The sequence below is a fragment of the Glaciibacter kafniensis genome, from assembly GCF_039538945.1.
Taxonomy (GTDB): Bacteria; Actinomycetota; Actinomycetes; order Actinomycetales; family Microbacteriaceae; genus Cryobacterium; species Cryobacterium kafniensis.
On sequence record NZ_BAABCN010000002.1, the window covers coordinates 617,955 to 636,843 of the forward strand.

General features: G+C 65.8%; 12 protein-coding genes. 6 read left to right on the forward strand and 6 right to left on the reverse strand.

From position 1 onward, the window contains the following. Positions 1–4: 4 nt before the first annotated feature. The 5 genes from valS to ABD791_RS03395 all read right to left on the reverse strand — a co-directional run bounded on the left by valS (position 5) and on the right by ABD791_RS03395 (position 8,068). Positions 5–2,644 (reverse strand): valine--tRNA ligase, encoded by a 2,640-nt coding sequence (valS, locus tag ABD791_RS03375; protein WP_345062273.1) that lies wholly within the window; start codon positions 2,642–2,644, stop codon positions 5–7. 112 nt (positions 2,645–2,756) lie between these two features. After that, positions 2,757–4,529 carry a dipeptide ABC transporter ATP-binding protein gene (locus ABD791_RS03380; protein WP_345062275.1) on the reverse strand — a complete coding sequence of 591 codons (1,773 nt, stop codon included), beginning with the start codon at positions 4,527–4,529 and terminating at the stop codon, positions 2,757–2,759. Further along, a complete protein-coding gene (locus ABD791_RS03385; protein ID WP_345062277.1) occupies positions 4,526–5,410 on the reverse strand; it encodes an ABC transporter permease in 885 nt (294 codons plus the stop codon). Before ABD791_RS03385 ends, ABD791_RS03380 begins: the two co-directional genes overlap by 4 nt. Then, positions 5,407–6,369 carry an ABC transporter permease gene (locus tag ABD791_RS03390; RefSeq protein WP_345062279.1) on the reverse strand — a complete coding sequence of 321 codons (963 nt, stop codon included), beginning with the start codon at positions 6,367–6,369 and terminating at the stop codon, positions 5,407–5,409. Before ABD791_RS03390 ends, ABD791_RS03385 begins: the two co-directional genes overlap by 4 nt. A 22-nt stretch (positions 6,370–6,391) precedes the next feature. Further along, positions 6,392–8,068: an ABC transporter substrate-binding protein gene (locus ABD791_RS03395; RefSeq protein WP_345062281.1), complete on the reverse strand. Its 1,677-nt coding sequence runs from the start codon at positions 8,066–8,068 to the stop codon at positions 6,392–6,394. Between the two features lie 94 nt (positions 8,069–8,162). Here ABD791_RS03395 and ABD791_RS03400 point away from each other — a divergent pair, with 94 nt between their 5' ends. From ABD791_RS03400 to ndk, 5 genes are all read left to right on the forward strand, one after another. After that, the gene (locus tag ABD791_RS03400) at positions 8,163–8,795 is read left to right on the forward strand and encodes an acyl-CoA-like ligand-binding transcription factor (RefSeq protein WP_345062283.1); all 633 of its coding nucleotides are present in this window, start codon (positions 8,163–8,165) and stop codon (positions 8,793–8,795) included. A 249-nt stretch (positions 8,796–9,044) separates the two neighbouring features. Continuing rightward, positions 9,045–12,533, forward strand: a complete 3,489-nt coding sequence (gene ileS, locus ABD791_RS03405; protein ID WP_345062285.1) for an isoleucine--tRNA ligase — start codon at positions 9,045–9,047, stop codon at positions 12,531–12,533. After that, positions 12,526–13,908, forward strand: coding sequence for a bifunctional folylpolyglutamate synthase/dihydrofolate synthase (locus ABD791_RS03410; RefSeq protein ID WP_345062287.1), 1,383 nt, complete (start codon positions 12,526–12,528; stop codon positions 13,906–13,908). Before ileS ends, ABD791_RS03410 begins: the two co-directional genes overlap by 8 nt. Then, complete coding sequence (locus ABD791_RS03415) at positions 13,905–14,300, forward strand: DUF4233 domain-containing protein (protein ID WP_345062289.1); 396 nt, start codon at positions 13,905–13,907, stop codon at positions 14,298–14,300. Before ABD791_RS03410 ends, ABD791_RS03415 begins: the two co-directional genes overlap by 4 nt. Further along, entirely contained in the window at positions 14,297–14,719 is a 423-nt protein-coding gene (ndk, locus tag ABD791_RS03420; RefSeq protein ID WP_345062291.1) for a nucleoside-diphosphate kinase, read from the forward strand. Before ABD791_RS03415 ends, ndk begins: the two co-directional genes overlap by 4 nt. Before the next feature lie 687 nt (positions 14,720–15,406). On the opposite strand, the gene ABD791_RS03425 is transcribed toward ndk, so the two are convergent. After that, positions 15,407–16,006 (reverse strand): vitamin K epoxide reductase family protein, encoded by a 600-nt coding sequence (locus ABD791_RS03425; RefSeq protein ID WP_345062293.1) that lies wholly within the window; start codon positions 16,004–16,006, stop codon positions 15,407–15,409. Positions 16,007–16,289: 283 nt separating this feature from the next. Between ABD791_RS03425 and ABD791_RS03430 the strand changes: the two genes are divergently transcribed. Beyond that, positions 16,290–18,863, forward strand: a complete 2,574-nt coding sequence (locus ABD791_RS03430; protein ID WP_345064471.1) for an Rne/Rng family ribonuclease — start codon at positions 16,290–16,292, stop codon at positions 18,861–18,863. The last annotated feature ends 26 nt before the right edge of the window (positions 18,864–18,889 follow it).

Consider the following 18,889-nt stretch of genomic DNA (forward strand, 5'->3'; position numbering starts at 1 on the left):
TCCCCTAACTTTCTGACACCGTGACGAGCACGATATCTGTAACAGCCAACTCGCCGCCAGCGACAAATGACAATTCATTGATTCTGCCCACAGCCTGAAGGTCTGCGGACGCGAGTTCGAGCAGCGCAATATCGTCGGCGGGGCCGGTGATCAGCGCGGACTCGACTGCAGCTTTCTGCGACGCCTTCGCATCCGTCTTCGCTCGGCGGATGTTGGTCAGCGCACGGCTGGCCAAGTCGAGAAGTGCGGGGTTGCCGCTCGTCTCACCGGTCTGAAGCTCGGCAGCGACCGGCCAGGAGGCCAGGTGCACGGACTCGTCATTCGACCACGACCAGGCCTCTTCGGTGGCGAAGGGCACGAACGGGGCGAACAAGCGCAGCAGCGTCGACAGCGCGGTGCGGAGCGCGGCGACGGCCGAGGCCTGTGCGTCACCGCTCTCACCGTATGCACGCTCCTTGACGAGTTCGAGGTAGTCGTCGCAGAACGTCCAGAAGAAGCTCTCAGTGGTCTCCAGAGCGCGCGCATGGTCGAAGTTCGCGAACGCGGCGGTCGCGGTGTCGACGACAGCGGCTAGGTTCGCGAGCATGCTCGCATCGACCGGCTCGGTGATGGCGGCATCGGCCGAACCCTCGAAACCGAGGATGAACTTCGACGCGTTCAAGATCTTGATCGCAAGGCGACGGCCGATCTTGATCTGGGTCGGGTTCTGCGGATCGAACGCGGCGTCGGTGCCGAGGCGAGACGACGCTGCCCAGTAGCGCACGGCATCCGAACCGTGCTGCTCAAGCATTCCGGCCGGCGTGACGACGTTGCCCTTGGACTTGGACATCTTCTTGCGGTCGGGGTCGACGATGAAGCCGGAGAGCGCCGCGTGCTTCCACGGCGAGCTGCCGTGCTCAAGCTCGGCGCGCAGCAGGGTGGAGAACAGCCAGGTGCGGATGATGTCCTGGCCCTGTGGGCGCAGTGAGTACGGGTAGACCAAGTCGAAGAGCTCGGGGTCGCGCTCCCAGCCGCCGGCCAGCTGCGGGGTGAGCGACGAGGTGGCCCAGGTGTCCATCACGTCGACCTCGCCGCGGAAACCGCCTGCGACGCCGCGCTGGTCTTCGGTGTAGCCGGGAGCGGTATCGCTCGACGGGTCGACCGGCAGCATCTCGCGAGTGGCGACGATCGGCTCGTCGAAGACCGGGTTGCCGTCGGCGTCGAGCGGGTACCAGACGGGCAGCGGAACACCGAAGAAGCGCTGACGCGAGATCAGCCAGTCGCCGGTGAGACCGTTGACCCAGTTTTCATAGCGCACGCGCATGAAGTCGGGGTGCCATTCGAGATCGTTGCCGTGCTCAAGCAGGCGAGCGCGCAGGGCCTCATCGCGGGCGCCGTTGCGGATGTACCACTGGCGGGTCGACACGATTTCGAGGGGCTTGTCGCCCTTTTCGAAGAATTTGACCGGGTGCACGATCGAGCGGGGCTCGCCGATCAGGTCGCCGCTGGCCTTGAGCTGCTCGACAACGGCGGCCTTGGCCGAGAAGACGGTCTTGCCGGCCAGCTCGGCGTACGCGGCGATGCCGGCGTCTGAGGTGATGACGTCGGGTGCCTCGGTGATGATGCGGCCGTCGAAGCCCATGATCGCGCGGTTCGGCAGATCGAGTTCACGCCACCAGACAACGTCAGTCACGTCGCCGAAGGTGCAGATCATTGCGATTCCGCTGCCCTTGTCTTTCTGGGCGAGGTGGTGGGCGAGGATCGGAACCTCGACATCGAAGAGCGGCGTGCGCACCGTCGTGCCGAAGAGCGGCTTGTAGCGCTCGTCGTCAGGATGCGCCACCAGGGCGACACAGGCGGGCAACAGTTCGGGACGCGTGGTCTCGATTTCGATGGTGCCGCCGTCGGTCTTCTCGAACGACACGCGGTAGTAGGAGGCCGGCTGCTCTTTGTCTTCGAGCTCGGCCTGCGCGACGGCGGTGCGGAAGGTGACATCCCACAGCGTCGGGGCCATGGCCTGGTATGCCTCGCCGCGCTCGACGTTGCCGAGGAAGGCGAGCTGCGAGGTGAAGAGTGCCTCGTGGCCGATGGTGCGGTAGGTCTGGGTCCAGTCGACGCTCAGGCCCAGGGTGCGCCAGAGCGCTTCGAACTGCTTTTCGTCTTCTTTGGTGAGGCGGTCGCAGAGTTCGATGAAGTTGCGACGGCTGATCGGCTTCTGGTCGGCGGCCTTGATGCTCTTGCCGTCGCCGCCCTCATGCGGAGGAACGAACTCGGCGTCGTAGGGGAGCGACGGGTCGCAGCGCACGCCGTAGTAGTTCTGAACGCGGCGTTCGGTGGGCAGACCGTTGTCGTCCCAGCCCATCGGGTAGAACACGTTCTGGCCGCGCATGCGCTGGAAGCGGGCGACGACGTCCGTGTGGGTGTACGAGAACACGTGGCCGATATGCAGCGAACCGGATGCGGTGGGCGGCGGGGTGTCGATCGAGAAGACGGCGCCGGTGCCGACTGCAGTCGGGCCCGTTGAGCCAGTCGAGGCCGCATCGCGGGCGGCGAGCGCCGCTTCACGGTTGAACCGGTAGGTTCCCTGGCCTTCCCAGGCGGACTCCCACTTGGCTTCCAACCCTTCGAGGGCGGGCTTTTCGGGGACGCGGTCGGCGCTGGACATGACTCTCCGGTTCGTATAGGCGGCACCGTGTCGATGGTGAGGTGCCTGATCTGAGAGAACCCAATCTACCGGATCCCCCCGAACGGGCCGTACGCCGACGGTCAGGTGCTGGTCAGTTGAGGCGTGGAACCGCCTCGAGAAGGCTCTGCGTGTAGGCATGAGCCGGGTTCGTCAGCACCTGCGCGGTCGGCCCGATCTCGAGAATCTCGCCGCCCTGCATCACCGCCACGCGGTCACTGACGTGCTGGATGACGCCGAGGTCGTGGGAGATGAAGAGCAGGCTGAGGCCCAACTCGCGTTGCAGATCGTCGAGCAGGTCGAGCACGTGGGCCTGCACACCGACATCGAGGGCAGACACCGGTTCGTCGCAGATCACGATCTCGGGGCGGGAAGCCAGGGTGCGGGCGATGCCGACCCGTTGCCGCTGGCCGCCGGAGAGCTCGAGTGGCCGCCGTGCGAGCACGGTGGCGGAGAGGCCGACCCAGTCGAGAAGCTCGCTGGGCGAGGGCGTCGGCGAGGGCGCCGGCGAGCGCGCCGGCGTCGGTACCGGGGTATGACCCATCCGCTCGGAGCGCGATACGGAGCGCGATACAGTGCGAGAGACGGCGAGCGCATCGCTGAGGATGTCGCCGACACTCCAGCGCGGATCGAACGAACCGAGGGCATCCTGGTAGATCGCCCCGATGCGGGGGCGGAGCGGCAGGCGGCGTTTCTCGGTCAGAGTGCTCCAGTCCTGGCCGAACAGGCGCACCTGGCCGAAGTCTGGACTGCGCAGGGCCAGGGCCAGACGAGCCGTGGTGGTCTTGCCGGAGCCTGACTCACCGACGAGCCCGAGGGTCTCGCCGCGCAGGAGCGTGAAGGAGACCTGATCGACGGCTAACCGGCGTTGGCCGTCTGGCCCCCGGAATCCGGCGACGAGGTCGATCGCCTCGAGCACAACCTCCGGCGCGACATGCGGCACGAAATCCGTTGCGTCAATGAGCGCGTCAGAGCGTGGTGGCAGGGGGGCGGTCACGGGAAGCCGAGCCGGGCTGAGCCTGCTCCCGCGCGGCTTGTCCACGGGAACCGCCTGCACCATCCGTCGAGTCACCGGATGCGACGGTGCACCGAGCACCTCGGCGGTCGCCCCCGTTTCGACGATGCGCCCGTCGTGAAAGACAGCGACTCGGTCAGCGATTCTGCTCACCACGGCCAGGTCATGGCTGATCAACAGGAGGCCGGTTCCAGCAGCGGTGAGTTCGGCGAGCAGATCGAGGATCTGGGCCTGCACCGTCACGTCCAGCGCCGTCGTCGGTTCATCGGCGATCAGCACGGGCGGGTCGAGGGCAATCGCCGAGGCGATCAGCGCGCGTTGACGTTGCCCGCCCGACAGCGTGCCGGGAAGCTGGGCGGCACGCAGCCCGGCATCGGGCAGGCCGACTCGGCGCAGCAGCTCCACCACCCGGTCGGCCCGCTCGGCCGCGCTCAGCGTGGTGTGCAGGCGCAGGGAATCGGCGACCTCTCGTCCGACGGTGCGCAGCGGGTCGAGTGAGACCAGCGCATCCTGCAACACCAGGCCGATGTCGCGGCCGCGTCGACGGCGCCACGCCGCGTCGGAGAGGCCGAGCACGCTCGAACCATTCAACTCCAGCGTGTCTGCGCGCACCTGGGCCCTGGCGCCGGCCAGGCCAAGCAGGCTGCGGGCGGTGACGCTCTTTCCCGAGCCTGATTCGCCGACGAGCGCGAGGCACTCGCCGGGGCGCACCTCGAACGAGACGCCGCGCACAACCTCGGTCAGCCCGGTCCGGCCCGACGAACCGGCGAAACCGACCTGCAGGTTCTGCACCGATACGGCAAGAGCCGGGTAAGTGGGCTTGTGGAATTCAGAAACGCGCGTGGGGGTCATGCGTGGCGCATCCTTCGTTCGATGCTGCGGCCGAGTGCGGTGGCGGCGACGGCGGTGAGCACGATGACGAGTCCGGGGAAGAAGCTCATCCACCAGGCCGAACCCAGGTAGATGCGCCCGGCCGAGAGCATGGCGCCCCATTCGGCGGCTGGCGGTGCGGCGCCGAGGCCCAGATAGCTGAGGGCGGCCGCCCAGACGATGGCCTGACCGAGGCCCAGGGTAGCCAGCACGAAGAGGGGGGCGAGGGTGTTCGGCAGAATGTGGCGACGCAGGATGCGTGCACGGCTGTGTCCGAGCACGGTGGCGGCCTCGATGAATGCCCCAGATTTCACGGTGATCAGTTGGGCTCTGATAATGCGGGCATACCCGGGTGCCGTCGCCAGACCTACCGCGATGGTCGCCGTGGCGACGCCGGGGCCGAAGATCAAAATCACGACGAGGGCGAGCAGCAGTCCGGGAAATGCGAAGAGCACCTCGAAGAACCGGTTGAGCGTGAAGTCGATGACCTTGCCGCTCATTCCCGCCACCGTGCCGAACACGATGCCGAGACCCAGCCCGATCGCCGTCGCCAGGGTGCCGATGAGCAGTGAGCTTGCGGCTCCGTGTACCACCCGGGTGTAGACATCCCGCCCCGACTCGTCGGTGCCGAACCAGTGAGCCGGCGAGGGCACCGCGAATGCCGAGAGCGGATCGATGGCGAGCGGATCGGCCGGCGCCAGAAGCCAGGGCACGAAGGCGGCAGTAACGAGCAGGAGTGCAAACACCCCGGCGAGCACCTCGCCGACACCGACACGTGTTCCCCACAGCGGGGGGATCGCCCCGCGGGTCGACCGGTCGACACTCGACTGGCCGATACCGGTCTGAATACCGAGTTCACTCATGAGCGCGCCGCCCGTCCGGACTCGGCTTCGCGAGGATCGACCAGCCGCGTCGCCGCGTCGGTGGCCAGCGTGACCAGAATGTAGGCGACGGCGACGATCATCACGACGCCGATGACCACCGGCACATCGCGAGCAGTGACCGCGTTCAGCAGGGTGCGGCCGAGCCCTGGCCTGGCGAAGATCGTCTCGACCACGACGGCGCCGCTGATGAGAGAACCGAAGGCCCAGCCGGTGAGGCTGATCGCCGGAACCGCCGCGTGACGAATCGCATGCAACCGTCTCACCCCGCCCTCGCTCTCGCCCCGTGCCCGAGCCGACAGCACAAACGGCGATTCGAGGGCGGTCAGCAGGGCGGGACGCATGATCTGGCTGAGAAAACCGGCCAACGGGATCGCCAATGCCAGCACCGGCAGCACCAAGCCCGCCGGGGTGCCGGTGCTGATCGGCGGGAGAACCCCGAGCCACAGACTGAAGACGATGATCAAGGATGTCGCCAACCAGAAGTGAGGAAGCGCAGCGGCGATCACGTCGAGTCCAGAACCGATCGACGCGGCGATCCGGCCGCCCCTGGTCGACCAGATCGTGACGGTGAGGGAGAAGGCCCAGGCGACGGCGAGCGAGAGAATCGCCAGGGTCAGTGTGCCGACCAGCTGGGGGAGGATCACCTGGGCGACATCCTGATTCAACGCGTAGGAGCGCCCGAGGTCACCGGTCGCCAGCCTCCCCAACTGCATCAGGTACTGAATGAAGAGCGGCTGGTCGAGCCCGTTCTCGGCGCGTACGAGGGCGAGAGCCTCGGGGGAGGCCTGCGACCCCGGCCCACCGAGGAGGGCCAGGGCCGGGTCGCCCGGAATCAGGCGCACGGCGAAGAAGGTCAGGGTTGCCACGGCCCAGAGCACGCCGATGGCGCCGGCGAGGCTCACCAGCACGCGGGTGATCAGTACCCGATTGATCCCCACACGATCTCTCCCCATTCGTTCGCTACCGGTTCAGCCACGCACCCTGGAACGTCGGAGTCGACACGGTGGGCATGGCCCGCACGCCTTCGACGTCGGAGCGCAACAGGAAGTGGTTCTGCTGGTCGTAGAGCGGCAGGATGTAGAACCCGGCCAGAATCAGGTTCTGCGCATCGGTCTCGAGTGTCTTGCGCTCGCCGGGGTCAGAGACCTGACCGGCCTGTGTCAGCAGGGCGTCGAGTTTCGGGTCGTTCACCTGCGCGTTGTTGGCGAAGTAGCCACTCGGCGCCGGGATGATTCCGCTCGAGTGGTAGAGGATCCGCAACACATCGGGTCCGACCTTCGTGTACGGCGCGCTCACGGCGTTGTACTCGTGGGCGCCCAGGGCTGCATACCAGCTGCCGAGATCCATCGGTTCGAGCACAACCTCGAACCCGGTCTGCTTCGCCGTCGCCTGGATCTGCTCGAAGAGCGACTGCTCGGCCGGAATCGACTGGTTGGTGCTGACCGGAAACTGAACGCTCAGCCGCGCGCCGTCTTTGACGCGATAGCCGTCGGCGTCGCGCTCGGTCCAGCCGGCCGCGTCGAGCAATGCGTTAGCTGCCTTCTGGTCGTAGCCGAACAGCTTCGGCTCTGAGACGGCGAGGGGCTCGACGCTCGACAGGGCGGAGTAGGAGCGGGTCGCCGTTCCCTGAAACAGGCTCGCCACTGCGTCGTCGACGTTGGCGGAGCGGATGAACGCCTCCCGCACGCGCACATCGTCGAACGGCGGCTTGCCCGAATTCAACTCGATGCGGTTGGAGGCCCCGGGGCGCGGGGCGTCGAGGTGCTGCAGTGAACCGCTCTTCTCGGCCTGCACGATCGTGTCGGGCTGGGCATTGTCGATGACGTCGACCTCGCCGGCCTGCAGGGCGGCATAGCGGGATGCCGACTCAGGGATGAAGCGCCAGGTGATGCTGTCGAGATACGCGGGTCCGGTGTTCGTGGCATCGGCCGGGGGAGAGTTGTAGCCGTCGTTGCGGGTCAGCGTGACGGCGTTCTGTTTCACCCACTTCGTCACCACAAACGGACCGGTGCCCACCGGGGCTGCACAGTTGTCGTCCTGACTGCGTTTCAGCGCGGTGGGCGACTCAATGGCGAGCCACGGCTGTGACAACGACTCGAGCAGGGCGCTGTCTGGCTCGCTGAGGGTGAACTTCACCACGTCGGGGGAGACCGCCTCAGTGGAGACGACCTTGCCCAGGGCGAGGTAGCCGGTCGATGACCCGGTTTCTGGATCCTGCAGGTGAGCCACGTTCGCCTGTACGGCGGCTGCATCGAGCGGAGTGCCGTCTGTGAATGTCACGTCGGGCGCGAGCGTGAATTCCCAGGTCAAACCGTCGGCGCTGGTCGTCCAGGACTTCGCCAGCCAGGGCACGATCTCCCCATCGCTGTCGCGCGAGACGAGGGACTCCAAGAACTGGGTGCTGAGCAGAGCCTGCGGGTAGTTGCCACCGACGTGGGGGTCGAGGCAGGTCGGCTCGGCATCGCCAGAAGCATAGGTGAGAGTGCCACCCGTGCGCGGGCTGCCGGATGCCGTCTGCGGGCTGGGCGCTGTGCATCCGGTCAGAGCGAGTGCTGCGATGGCAATCGCAGCGACTGCGGTGAGGGGCTTGGCAAGTCGGGGGGCAGCGCCGGCGGCACTGACAGGGTTCGTGCGCATCTGTGTTCTTTCTCATCGACCAACATGTGCAATTATTGGGCTCAGCCCAAAAACTAGGGAACTCTTTCTATCGTAGAGCCAGCTGAAGGAAGCCATGAACCAGAGTGACGTGAGCAAAGCGGGGCGACCCCGCGGTTCATCACGCGCCATGCTGCAAGAAGCGGCGGCCGAACTGTTTCTCGAGCAGACCTACGCGAGCACCACAATCGAGCAGATCACCCGACGTGCCGGTGTCAGTCGCAACACGTTCTTCAACTACTTTCCGGCCAAGAGCGATCTGCTCTGGGTGGAGGTCGACAGTTGGCTGCTGGCTCTGCCGAGCGCGTTGAAGGCGGCGCTCGCCGGGGGGACGGCACAGGCGACCCAGCCGACCGACGCCATCCGACACGCATTGCTCGCGCTCGCCGGGGGCATTCCCGCCGGTGACGTGCCCTGGGCGCTCACCCAGACCGAGCTGATGGGAACCACCCTGGAGTTGCAGGCTTCAGCGCTCTCCCGATTCACCACTCACGGTGCAGTGCTCACCCGTGCCGTCGAGCGGGCGGCTGGGCGACAGGAGGGCGACCTGCTTGCCCAGGCCTTCGCGGTGGCGGCGCTCGCCGCGAGCTGTGCGGCTGCCCTCGCCTGGGCGGGAGCCGGCGTTGCGCGCGGCAGCCTGGTTCCATTTCTCGACGCTGCGCTCAGTCCGGTCTGTGACGGATTCCGGCCCCTGCTGCCGACACGCTAGAATTGATGCTCAACGACACTGATCCGGCCATCACCGGGGAGTTTTCGGTAGAACGAAACGTCGCTTCGGCGCTGTTTTCAGTAGAGCCGAACGGTTCTGGCCCGTCATAGCCGGTGAATAAGCGGTCGTCGACTGGTCCGAAGGTGGGCCAGCTGGCGGCAAGCGAGGTGGTACCGCGGCGATTCTCGAGGCGAGAGACGTTCGTCCTCGTGGAACACGGGCTGCAGAGCCCACTCGTCCAGGAGAACCATGACGTACCCACAGGGTCAGACCCCCCCACTTCCCTCCGACGGCTCGAAGCCCGCGGACGGTTCCCAGCCCGCCCTTGGCTCGACGAACGCATTCGGCCAGAGCGTTCAGCCTGGCGTCGTCGCCTCGCCGAACTTTCCCCAGATCGAAACCGAGGTTCTTGCCTTCTGGAAAGAAGACGGCACTTTTCAGGCATCCATTGATATCCGCGAAGGCGCCCCTGAGTGGGTCTTCTACGACGGGCCGCCCTTCGCGAACGGCCTGCCGCACTACGGCCACCTGCTGACCGGCTACGCGAAAGACCTGTTCCCGCGTTTCCAGACCATGCGCGGCAAGCAGGTGCACCGTCGCTTCGGCTGGGACACCCACGGTCTGCCCGCCGAACTCGAAGCCGAGCGGCAGCTCGGCATCACCGACAAGAGCGAGATCGAGGAGATGGGCCTCGCCGCGTTCAACGAGGTCGCCCGCGAATCGGTGCTCAAGTACACCCGCGAGTGGCAGGAGTACGTCACCCGCCAGGCGCGTTGGGTCGACTTCGACAACGACTACAAGACGCTCGACATCACCTTTATGGAGTCGGTGATCTGGGCGTTCAAGCAGCTGCACGAGAAGGGCCTCGCCTACGAGGGGTACCGGGTGCTGCCCTACTGCTGGCGCGACCAGACCCCGCTGTCCAACCACGAGCTGCGCATGGACGACGACGTCTACAAGATGCGTCAGGACCAGACCGTCACCGTCACCTTCCCGCTCGTCGGCACCAAGGCCGAAAGCCTCGGCCTGACGGCCGTGCGCGCTCTCGCGTGGACGACCACGCCGTGGACCCTGCCGACGAACTTCGCCCTGGCCGTCGGTCCGACCATCACCTACGCCGTGGTTCCCGCCGGCCCGAACGGCACCCCCGACGCCACCGTGCTGCGTGAAGACGACGCGGTTGCCCACTCCGGTGGTGCGACAGAGGTACTCGGCGCCGAGTACTTGCTCGCCATCGACCTTGTCGGCAACTACGCCAAGGACCTGGGTTACGACAGCGCAGAAGAGGCACTCGCCGCCGTCTCCCGCACCGTCACGGGCAGTGAACTGGAGGGCGTCTCCTACGACCGCCTCTTCGACTACTACGCCGACACCGCCGAGTGGGGCACCGAGAACGCCTGGACGATCCTGATCGCCGACTACGTCACCACCGCCGACGGTACCGGCATCGTGCACCAGGCGCCTGCCTACGGTGAGGAAGACCAGAAAGCCTGTGAGGCCGCCGGCATCCCCGTCATCCTCTCTCTCGACGACGGTGGAAAGTTCCTGCCAGAGGTCACCGAGGTGGCCGGGCTGCTCTGGTCTGACGCCAACAAGCCGCTCACCCAGTTGCTCAAGGCCGAGGGGCGCCTGATTCGTCAGGCCAGCTACGAGCACTCCTACCCGCACTGCTGGCGCTGCCGCAATCCCTTGATCTACAAGGCCGTCTCAAGCTGGTTCGTGCGTGTCACCCAGTTCCGCGACCGGATGGTCGAGTTGAACCAGGACATCAACTGGGTTCCCGACAACGTCAAAGACGGTCAGTTCGGCAAGTGGATCGCTAACGCCCGCGACTGGTCGATCAGCCGCAACCGGTACTGGGGATCGCCCATCCCGGTCTGGAAGAGCGACAACCCCGAGTACCCCCGTATCGACGTCTACGGCTCGCTCGACGAACTCGAAGCCGACTTCGGCGTGCGCCCGACCGACTTGCACCGCCCGTACATCGATGAGCTGACCCGCCCCAACCCCGACGACCCGACCGGTCAGTCGACCATGCGCCGCATCAGCGACGTGCTCGATGTCTGGTTCGACTCCGGTTCGATGCCGTTCGCCCAGGCGCACTACCCGTTCGAGAACCAGGAATGGTTCGACAGCCACAACCCCTCCGACTTCATCGTCGAGTACATCGGGCAGACCCGTGGCTGGTTCTACGTGATGCACGTGCTCTCGACGGCGCTGTTCGACCGCCCGGCCTACAAGAACGTGATCAGCCACGGCATCGTGCTCGGCAGCGACGGCCAGAAGATGTCGAAGTCGCTGCGCAACTATCCAGACGTCAACGAGGTCTTCGACCGCGACGGCTCCGATGCGATGCGTTGGTTCTTGATGAGCTCGCCGGTTCTGCGCGGTGGCAACCTCGTCGTCACTGAGGAAGGCATCCGTGAGGGCGTGCGTCAGGTCATGCTGCCGCTCTGGAGCACCTGGTATTTCTTCTCGCTCTATGCCAACGCCTCGGGCGACGACGGCTACACCGCCACGTGGCGCACCGACTCGACCGATGTGCTCGACCGCTACCTGCTCGCCAAGACCCGCGACCTGGTCGAGGAGGTCGGCAACGACCTCGAGCTTCTGGACAGCACACTGGCCGCCGGTCGCCTGCGCGACTTCGCCGACGTGCTGACCAACTGGTACGTGCGTCGCTCCCGCGACAGGTTCTGGGACGGCGTCGCCGCCGACGGCACCGGCAGCGATGCGTTCGACACGCTCTACACGGTGCTTGAAACCGTGACCCGGGTCGCCGCCCCGCTGCTGCCGCTCATCTCAGAGCGCATCTGGCAGGGTCTGACCGGTGGGCGCAGCGTTCACCTGACCGACTGGCCTGACGCGTCGGCGTTCCCGGCCGATGCTGCACTCGTCACCGCGATGGACCAGGTTCGTGCGATCAGTTCGACGGTTCTCTCCCTGCGCAAGCAGGCCGGCCTGCGCGTGCGTTTGCCGCTGGCGAACCTGACCGTCGTCACCGCGAACATCCAGGCTCTGGCTCCCTTCGACGCGATCCTGCGCGAAGAGCTCAACGTCAAGAACATCGACCTGGTCGAGCTCGCCGACGACAGTGCTGCCGCCTACGGCATCACCTCGAAGCTGACGGTCAACGCCCGTGCAGCCGGACCCCGTCTCGGCAAGAACGTTCAGCAGGTCATCAAGGCCGCTCGCACGGGCGACTGGAGCGAGGTCGACGGTGTCGTCACCGCCGGTGGCATCGAGCTGCAAGCCGGCGAGTATGAGCTGGCCTTGGCGACCAGCCAGGATGCCGGCGCGGCGGATGCGGCCCTCGCGCTGCTCCCCGGCGGCGGATTCGCCCTGCTCGACACCGTGACCACGCCGGAGCTGGAGTCCGAGGGCTTCGCCCGCGACGTGATCCGTGGCGTGCAGGACACCCGCAAGTCTGCCGGTTTCGAGGTGAGCGACCGCATCCGTCTCGACCTGATCTTCTTCAACCAGGACGACGCAGATTCGTTTGCCCGCGCCGTGAGCGTTGACGTGGCGGGGGAGACCCTGGCCGTCGATTTCACCGTGCACAGCGCCTCGACCGGTTTCGACGCGGCAGCCGTCGCGAACACCGTGCCGTCGGAGTGGCTTTACTCGGTCACCGGAGCGGTCGTCGAACACTACGTGCGTTTCGACGCTGAGCACTACGTCAACCAGGGCCCGCTGATTGTTGCGGTGGCCCGAGAGAACGGACTTTTCAATGTCTGACAATTCAGAGCCTGACGAACTGAACGACGACTGGCGCGAGGCAGGGGATGCCGTGCTCACCGCGCTGCTCGCCCGTGTCGGTGAGTCTGCACCGCGGCCGCGTCTCGAGCCGACCCGACGCGTGCTTGACCTGCTGGGCGACCCGCAGACCTCGTACCCGATCATTCACATCACCGGCACCAACGGCAAGACCAGCACCAGCCGCATCGCCGAGAGCATCCTGCGCGCCTACGGACTGCGCACCGGTCTGATGACCAGCCCGCACCTGGTGCGGTTGAACGAGCGCATCGTCATCGACGGTGCACCGATCGCCGACGAGGCGCTGGCCGCGAACTGGGCAGACATCACGCCCTACCTGCAGATGGTCGACGCCGAGTTGATCGCCGCCGGCGATGAGCCGCTCACCTTCTTCGAAGCGCTCACGGCCTTGGCCTTCGCCTGCTTCGCCGACGCGCCGGTGGATGTCGCGGTGGTCGAGGTCGGAATGGGTGGCGAGTGGGATTCCACGAACGTCGCAGATGGCCAGGTTGCCGTCTTCACCCCGATAGCGCTCGACCACATGAACCGTCTCGGCAGCACCACCGCCGAGATCGCCCGCACGAAGGCGGGGATCATCAAGCCGTCGGCGGCAATCGTGTCGGCCAAGCAGAGCAGCGACGTGGAGAGCGAGCTCAAGCGTGCCGCCGAACTGACCGAATCACGGTTCTCGGCGGAAGGCGATGCGTTCGAGCTTCTCGACTCGAAGATCGCCGTCGGCGGGCAGCTGATCTCGGTGCGCGGTCTCGCCGGCACCTACTCCGATATTTTCCTGCCGATGTACGGCACGCACCAGGCGCAGAACGCGGCTGTCGCGATCGCCGCCGTCGAATCGTTCCTCGGTGCCGGCACACAGATGCTCGTCGGCGACCTGCTCGCCGAAGGGCTCGCCACCGCCAACTCGGCCGGGCGACTGCAGCTGGTCGGAATCGAGCCGACAGTGCTGGTGGATGCCGCGCACAATCCCCATGGGGCAGCGGCACTGGTCGAGGCCGTCGGCAGCTACTTCGACTTCGACGAGATCGCCGTGGTGCTCGGTGTGCTCACCGACAAGGACGCGGCCGGAATCATCACGGCACTCGCGCCGATGGCGACACGCTTCTACGTCACGCAGTCACACTCCGAGCGGGCGATCGCCGTCGACGAACTCGCCGACCAGGTTGCTGAGCTGACCGGTGACGAGACCACATTCCGTCACGGTGACATCGCAGAGGCACTCGACGTCGCACGCGACTGGGCCAGCGAGGTACCGCGGCGTGCCGTCGTTGTCACCGGGTCGATCACCCTCATCGGTGAGGCGATCGCCGTCGCCGAGTCACACGATTGGATGGCCAAGTGAGCTCAGGAGACGGCGCTAACGGCGCTAACGGCGCTGCCGGTGCATCCCGTCCGGCTCGGCCCCGTTCGGTCAAACGCTCACTGGCGTCGATCGTGCTCGGCTTCGAAACGATCGTGGTGTTCCTAGCCGCGTTGGTGTTCTTCGGGCTCGGCGCCCTTCCTCCCGTGCTCGCCCTCGGCGGGGGAGCGCTGCTCTGCGTGATCATGCTCGCCACCGTCGCGCTGCTGCAGTACGAGTGGGCGTACGCGGTCGGCTGGGCAATTCAGGCGATCATCGTCCTGTCCGGATTCCTCAATCCGGTGATGTTTTTCATTGGCGCAATTTTTGCCGCCATGTGGATCTACTGCATGGTCAACGGCTCGAGAATAGATCATCAGAAGGAGATCGCATGAGTACCCAGATCGAAGAAACCCTGGTTCTGGTCAAGCCTGACGGCGTCGCCCGCAACCTGACCGGCGAGATCCTGCGTCGCATCGAGGCCAAGGGCTATTCCCTGGTCGACATCAAACTGATCCAGGCCGACCGCGGGCTGCTCGCCGCTCACTACGCCGAGCACGAGGGCAAGCCGTTCTACATCCCGCTGGTCGAGTTCATGGAGAGCGGCCCGGTCGTCGCCATCCGAGTCGCGGGCAACCGGGTTATCGAGGGTTTCCGTGTTCTGGCCGGCACGACCGACCCGACGACCGCGGCGCCCGGCACCATCCGTGGCGACCTGGGTCGCGACTGGGGCCTCAAGGTTCAGCAGAACCTGGTTCACGGTTCTGACTCGCCCGAGTCGGCGGCCCGCGAGCTTGAGCTCTGGTTCAAGTAGCCAGCCGTCGTCTGCGCTGATTCGGGTGCATCCGTTCATCGGGCGCATCCGTCCATCGCGCATTCGTTCATCGGGCGCATCCGTTCATCGGGCGCATCCGTTGATGGGGCGCATCAGTTGATCGAGCTTGTCGAGAACCCGTTCGCGGGTCTCCACAAGCTCGTTCCTCGTTGAGGCCGGTATTTGAGCCGGTCGATCTCGCGAGTTGTCACAGATGGCCCCTTGCGAGCACCCGAAGGGGCCATCTGTGACAACTCGCGCAGTAATCTGCGACAGATTCCGAGCCGCCCACTCACCATGTCGCCCATTCGTTTCTCCGCCCATTCGACGGAGATTTGTCGCGACACACCGACCATGCTGGCCATTCAGCCTCGAAACCGGCGGATTCTCCGTCGAATGGGGGCCGCTCGGCCAACGGGGTGCGGACATCCTCCCGGCTGCGTGACCTAGCAGTACAGACGCTCTCAGCGCTCTCAGCGCCCAGCGCTGTCGCGACTCTCAGTGCTGGGCGCGGGTCGGGTGCCGATGCGCGGGTCGGGTGCCGATGCGCGCGTCGGGGCCAACCGGCGTGGCGGCACACGACCCGCGCCGCTCAGAATGACCCGGATGCCTGCCGCGCCACGCGCGTTCTCTGCCGCCACGCGCGTTGGACACCGCCCGCGAGGGGGGCATCCGCTCACCGATGCTCTACAGGCGGTGCAAGAAGTCCATCTGCAGCTGCGCGAAGATCGCGACGACGATGTAGCAGCCGATCGTGATCACGAAGATCCAGGAGTACGCGATTTCCGCGCGGCGCCTGAAGAATGCCGGAACCGGAATATGTCCGGATTTCAGGTTGTACAGCGTCACGGCCAAGAAGGTCGGAATTGTCACGGCCCAGGTCACCATGCACCAGGGGCACAGCACGTCGAGCACGTAGATGCTCTGAATGATCAACCAGATCACCAACACCAATGCTCCGGTCACTCCCACGTTCAGACCGATCCAGAACCAACGCTTGAAGATCGCCCCGGCGAGAATCGCCATGCCGATGGTGATCACAACGCTCCAGGCAGCGATCCCGATCAAGGGATTCGGGAACCCGAAGAGTGATCCCTGCCACGATGCGAGGTTGGTGCTGCAGCCGATCAGAACGCTGAAATTGCAGGAGAGCTGCGCATCGGGGTTCTCCAGCAGATGGATCTTGTCGAGAGTCAGCGCGAACGCGGCGCCGAAGCCGATGACGCCGGCGATGATGAGAAAAAGGGCAAGGCCGCGCGGGCGCCTGGACAGTTCACTGAGGGACACCCTGGGATTATGTCATGCGGCGCGCGCACGATCTCACGTTTGCATGCGATAATCGAGGAAGTCGCTTGAGCCGCGCTCAAGCAGACGCCAGAGAAGGCTTAATGGGCTGTAATCGCCCAGATTCATTGGTCCCACGACCAAAGGTATTAGCAGCCAGAGCCAAGAGCCGGTTGCAGAGTAAAAAATAGGATTCGCGGGGGAGACGCGTGAGCGGCAACTCCGCACGAGAGAGTACCCGGATGGGCGGCGCGGTTGCCCAGACCGGTCAAGGAGCACACCAGTGATGGTGGAAGACAACGAAATCAAGAAGCGCAAGGGCCTCTTCGGCACGCGCAAATCAGCACGCAAAACAGTACCGGCCGTTCCCGTGGAGCAGCAGCCTGAGGTAGCCCCGGCCCCGCCGGTTCTCGACCTTCAGCCTGGTGCTGTGATCATTGAGCACGATCCGGTGGCACAAGCATTTGTGGCCGCCGCCGCGTCGGCTGACAAGCCGACCCCCGATGCGAACCAGGGCGTGACCGTGACCGATGAAACGACCGCCGATGCCGAGACCGTCGCCCCGGTGCGCCGACCGACGACGTCGCTGCTTTTCCAGGCCCCCGACATCCTGCCGTTGCCACCGCGCGCGAGCTCGCGTCGTGACGATGACGACGACGAAGAGTCGTCGACAGTTCGTCGCCGCGCCCGTCGCCGTTCCGGCGATGAGGGCCGGTCAGGCAGTGACGACCCGGCGAACACCGTGGTCAAGGTGCGCACCCCGCGTGAGCCGGAGCTCATCACCGAGCCGCAGCGCATCAAGGGTTCCACCCGCCTCGAAGCCAAGAAGCAGCGCCGTCGCGACGGCCGTGACGCTGGACGCCGACGTCCGGTCATCACTGAGGCTGAGTTTCTGGCCCGTCGCGAATCGGTCGACCGGTCGATGGTCGTGCGTGCCAAGCACAACAAGATTCAGATCGGCGTTCTCGAAGACGGCGTGCTCGTCGAGCACTACGTCGCCAAGAACCAAGACGCATCGCTGATCGGCAATGTCTATCTCGGCAAGGTGCAGAACGTGCTTCCGAGCATGGAAGCCGCATTCGTCGACATCGGACGCGGACGCAACGCGGTTCTGTACTCCGGTGAAGTCGACTGGGATGCCGCAGCCGAAAACTCAACGACCGGCAACCAGGCGCGTCGCATCGAGCTCGCCCTGAAGCCGGGCGACAAAGTTCTCGTGCAGGTGACCAAGGACCCCGTCGGCCACAAGGGTGCGCGTCTGACCAGTCAGATCTCGCTGCCCGGCCGCTACCTGGTCTACGTTCCGAACGGCTCGATGAACGGGATCAGCCGCAAGCTGCCAGACACCGAGCGCGCACGCCTGAAGAAGATCCTCAAAGAGGTACTCCCCGACAACGTGGGCGTTATCGTGCGCACCGCTGCCGAAGGCGCGACCGACGAGCAGCTGACGCTCGACGTGAACCGTCTGACCGCGCAGTGGGCCGTCATCAGCAAGATGGTCGACACGGTGCAGGCCCCCGCGCTGCTGCACAGCGAACCCGACCTGCTGATCAAGATCGTGCGCGACGTCTTCAACGAGGACTTCCAGAAGATGGTCATCTCGGGCGAAGACTCCCGTGAGGTCATCGAGAGCTACCTGCGTCAGGTCGCCCCCGACCTGCTGGAGCGCGTCGAGAAGTACGACAACCCGACGCAGGATGCCTTCGACGAGTTCCGCATTTCGGAGCAGATCGAGAAGGCGCTCGACCGCAAGGTCTGGCTGCCGTCTGGTGGCTCGCTCGTCATCGACCGCACAGAGGCCATGACCGTCGTCGACGTCAACACCGGCAAATTCGTCGGTTCGGGCGGAAACCTCGAAGAGACCGTCACCAAGAACAACCTCGAAGCCGCCGAAGAAATCGTTCGCCAGCTGCGCCTGCGCGACATCGGCGGCATCATCGTCGTCGACTTCATCGACATGGTGCTCGAGACGAACCGCGACCTCGTGTTGCGTCGCCTGATCGAGTGCCTGAGCCGTGACCGCACCAAGCACCAGGTCGCCGAGGTCACCTCGCTCGGACTCGTGCAGATGACGCGCAAGAAGCTGGGTCTCGGCCTGCTCGAGTCGTTCAGCGAAAACTGTGAAGTCTGCGCCGGCCGCGGAATCATCGTTCACCACGACCCCGTGATCAAGCACCGCCAGACCGCGCAGCCGAGCCTCGAACGTCGCCCGCGCTCCAAGTCGGGCAACGGCAACGGCGGCAATGACGGCGGCAACAACAACCGCAATGGTGGCAACGGCAACTCCGGCAACGGAAACGGCAACTCTGGGTCCGGCAACGGTGGCAACGGCAACGGCGGCAACGGTTCGTCGGCCCCGCACGCCGACGCGGCCAAGGCGGGCAACGGCACCCACGGAATCACCGAGGATGCCAAGCACGCTCTCGCCCTGATCGCGGCCAGCACCATTCCGCACACCCACACGGGCTCGGTGCCGGTTGTCAGCGCGGCGCCGGTTGTCAGTGCAGCGCCGGCCGCCACCGTGGCGCCGACCGCGGCTGCCACCACGCCCGACGCTCCGGCATCCGCTCCGACATCTGCTTCGACGGAAGCTGCTGCTGCTGCCGCTCCGGCCGACGTCGCCGTCGAAACCGGGTCGGTGGAGATTCTCGACATCCCGGTGCGCAAGTCGCAGCGTGGCAAGCGCACGGTGAGCAAGCAGGTCACCGACCAGCTGCTCGACTCGGTGCTCGACGCTCTTCCTGAGCCCAAGCAGCCGGGACAGGGCCGTTCACGCAGCCGTCGTGTCAGCACTGCCGGTGGCTCGACTCAGACGGCGCAGCCGGTCGTTGCCCCGTCGACTGAGGCGAAGAACTCCTAATTCGTCGAAACGAACAGAGGCGGGTC

Coding starts and splice junctions, on each gene's coding strand:
- valS (WP_345062273.1), bottom strand. CDS start 2,644: ATGTCCAGCGCCGACCGCGTCCCCGAAAAGCCCGCCCTCGAAGGGTTG.
- ABD791_RS03380 (WP_345062275.1), bottom strand. CDS start 4,529: ATGACCCCCACGCGCGTTTCTGAATTCCACAAGCCCACTTACCCGGCT.
- ABD791_RS03385 (WP_345062277.1), bottom strand. CDS start 5,410: ATGAGTGAACTCGGTATTCAGACCGGTATCGGCCAGTCGAGTGTCGAC.
- ABD791_RS03395 (WP_345062281.1), bottom strand. CDS start 8,068: ATGCGCACGAACCCTGTCAGTGCCGCCGGCGCTGCCCCCCGACTTGCC.
- ABD791_RS03400 (WP_345062283.1), top strand. CDS start 8,163: ATGAACCAGAGTGACGTGAGCAAAGCGGGGCGACCCCGCGGTTCATCA.
- ileS (WP_345062285.1), top strand. CDS start 9,045: ATGACGTACCCACAGGGTCAGACCCCCCCACTTCCCTCCGACGGCTCG.
- ABD791_RS03410 (WP_345062287.1), top strand. CDS start 12,526: ATGTCTGACAATTCAGAGCCTGACGAACTGAACGACGACTGGCGCGAG.
- ndk (WP_345062291.1), top strand. CDS start 14,297: ATGAGTACCCAGATCGAAGAAACCCTGGTTCTGGTCAAGCCTGACGGC.
- ABD791_RS03430 (WP_345064471.1), top strand. CDS start 16,290: ATGGTGGAAGACAACGAAATCAAGAAGCGCAAGGGCCTCTTCGGCACG.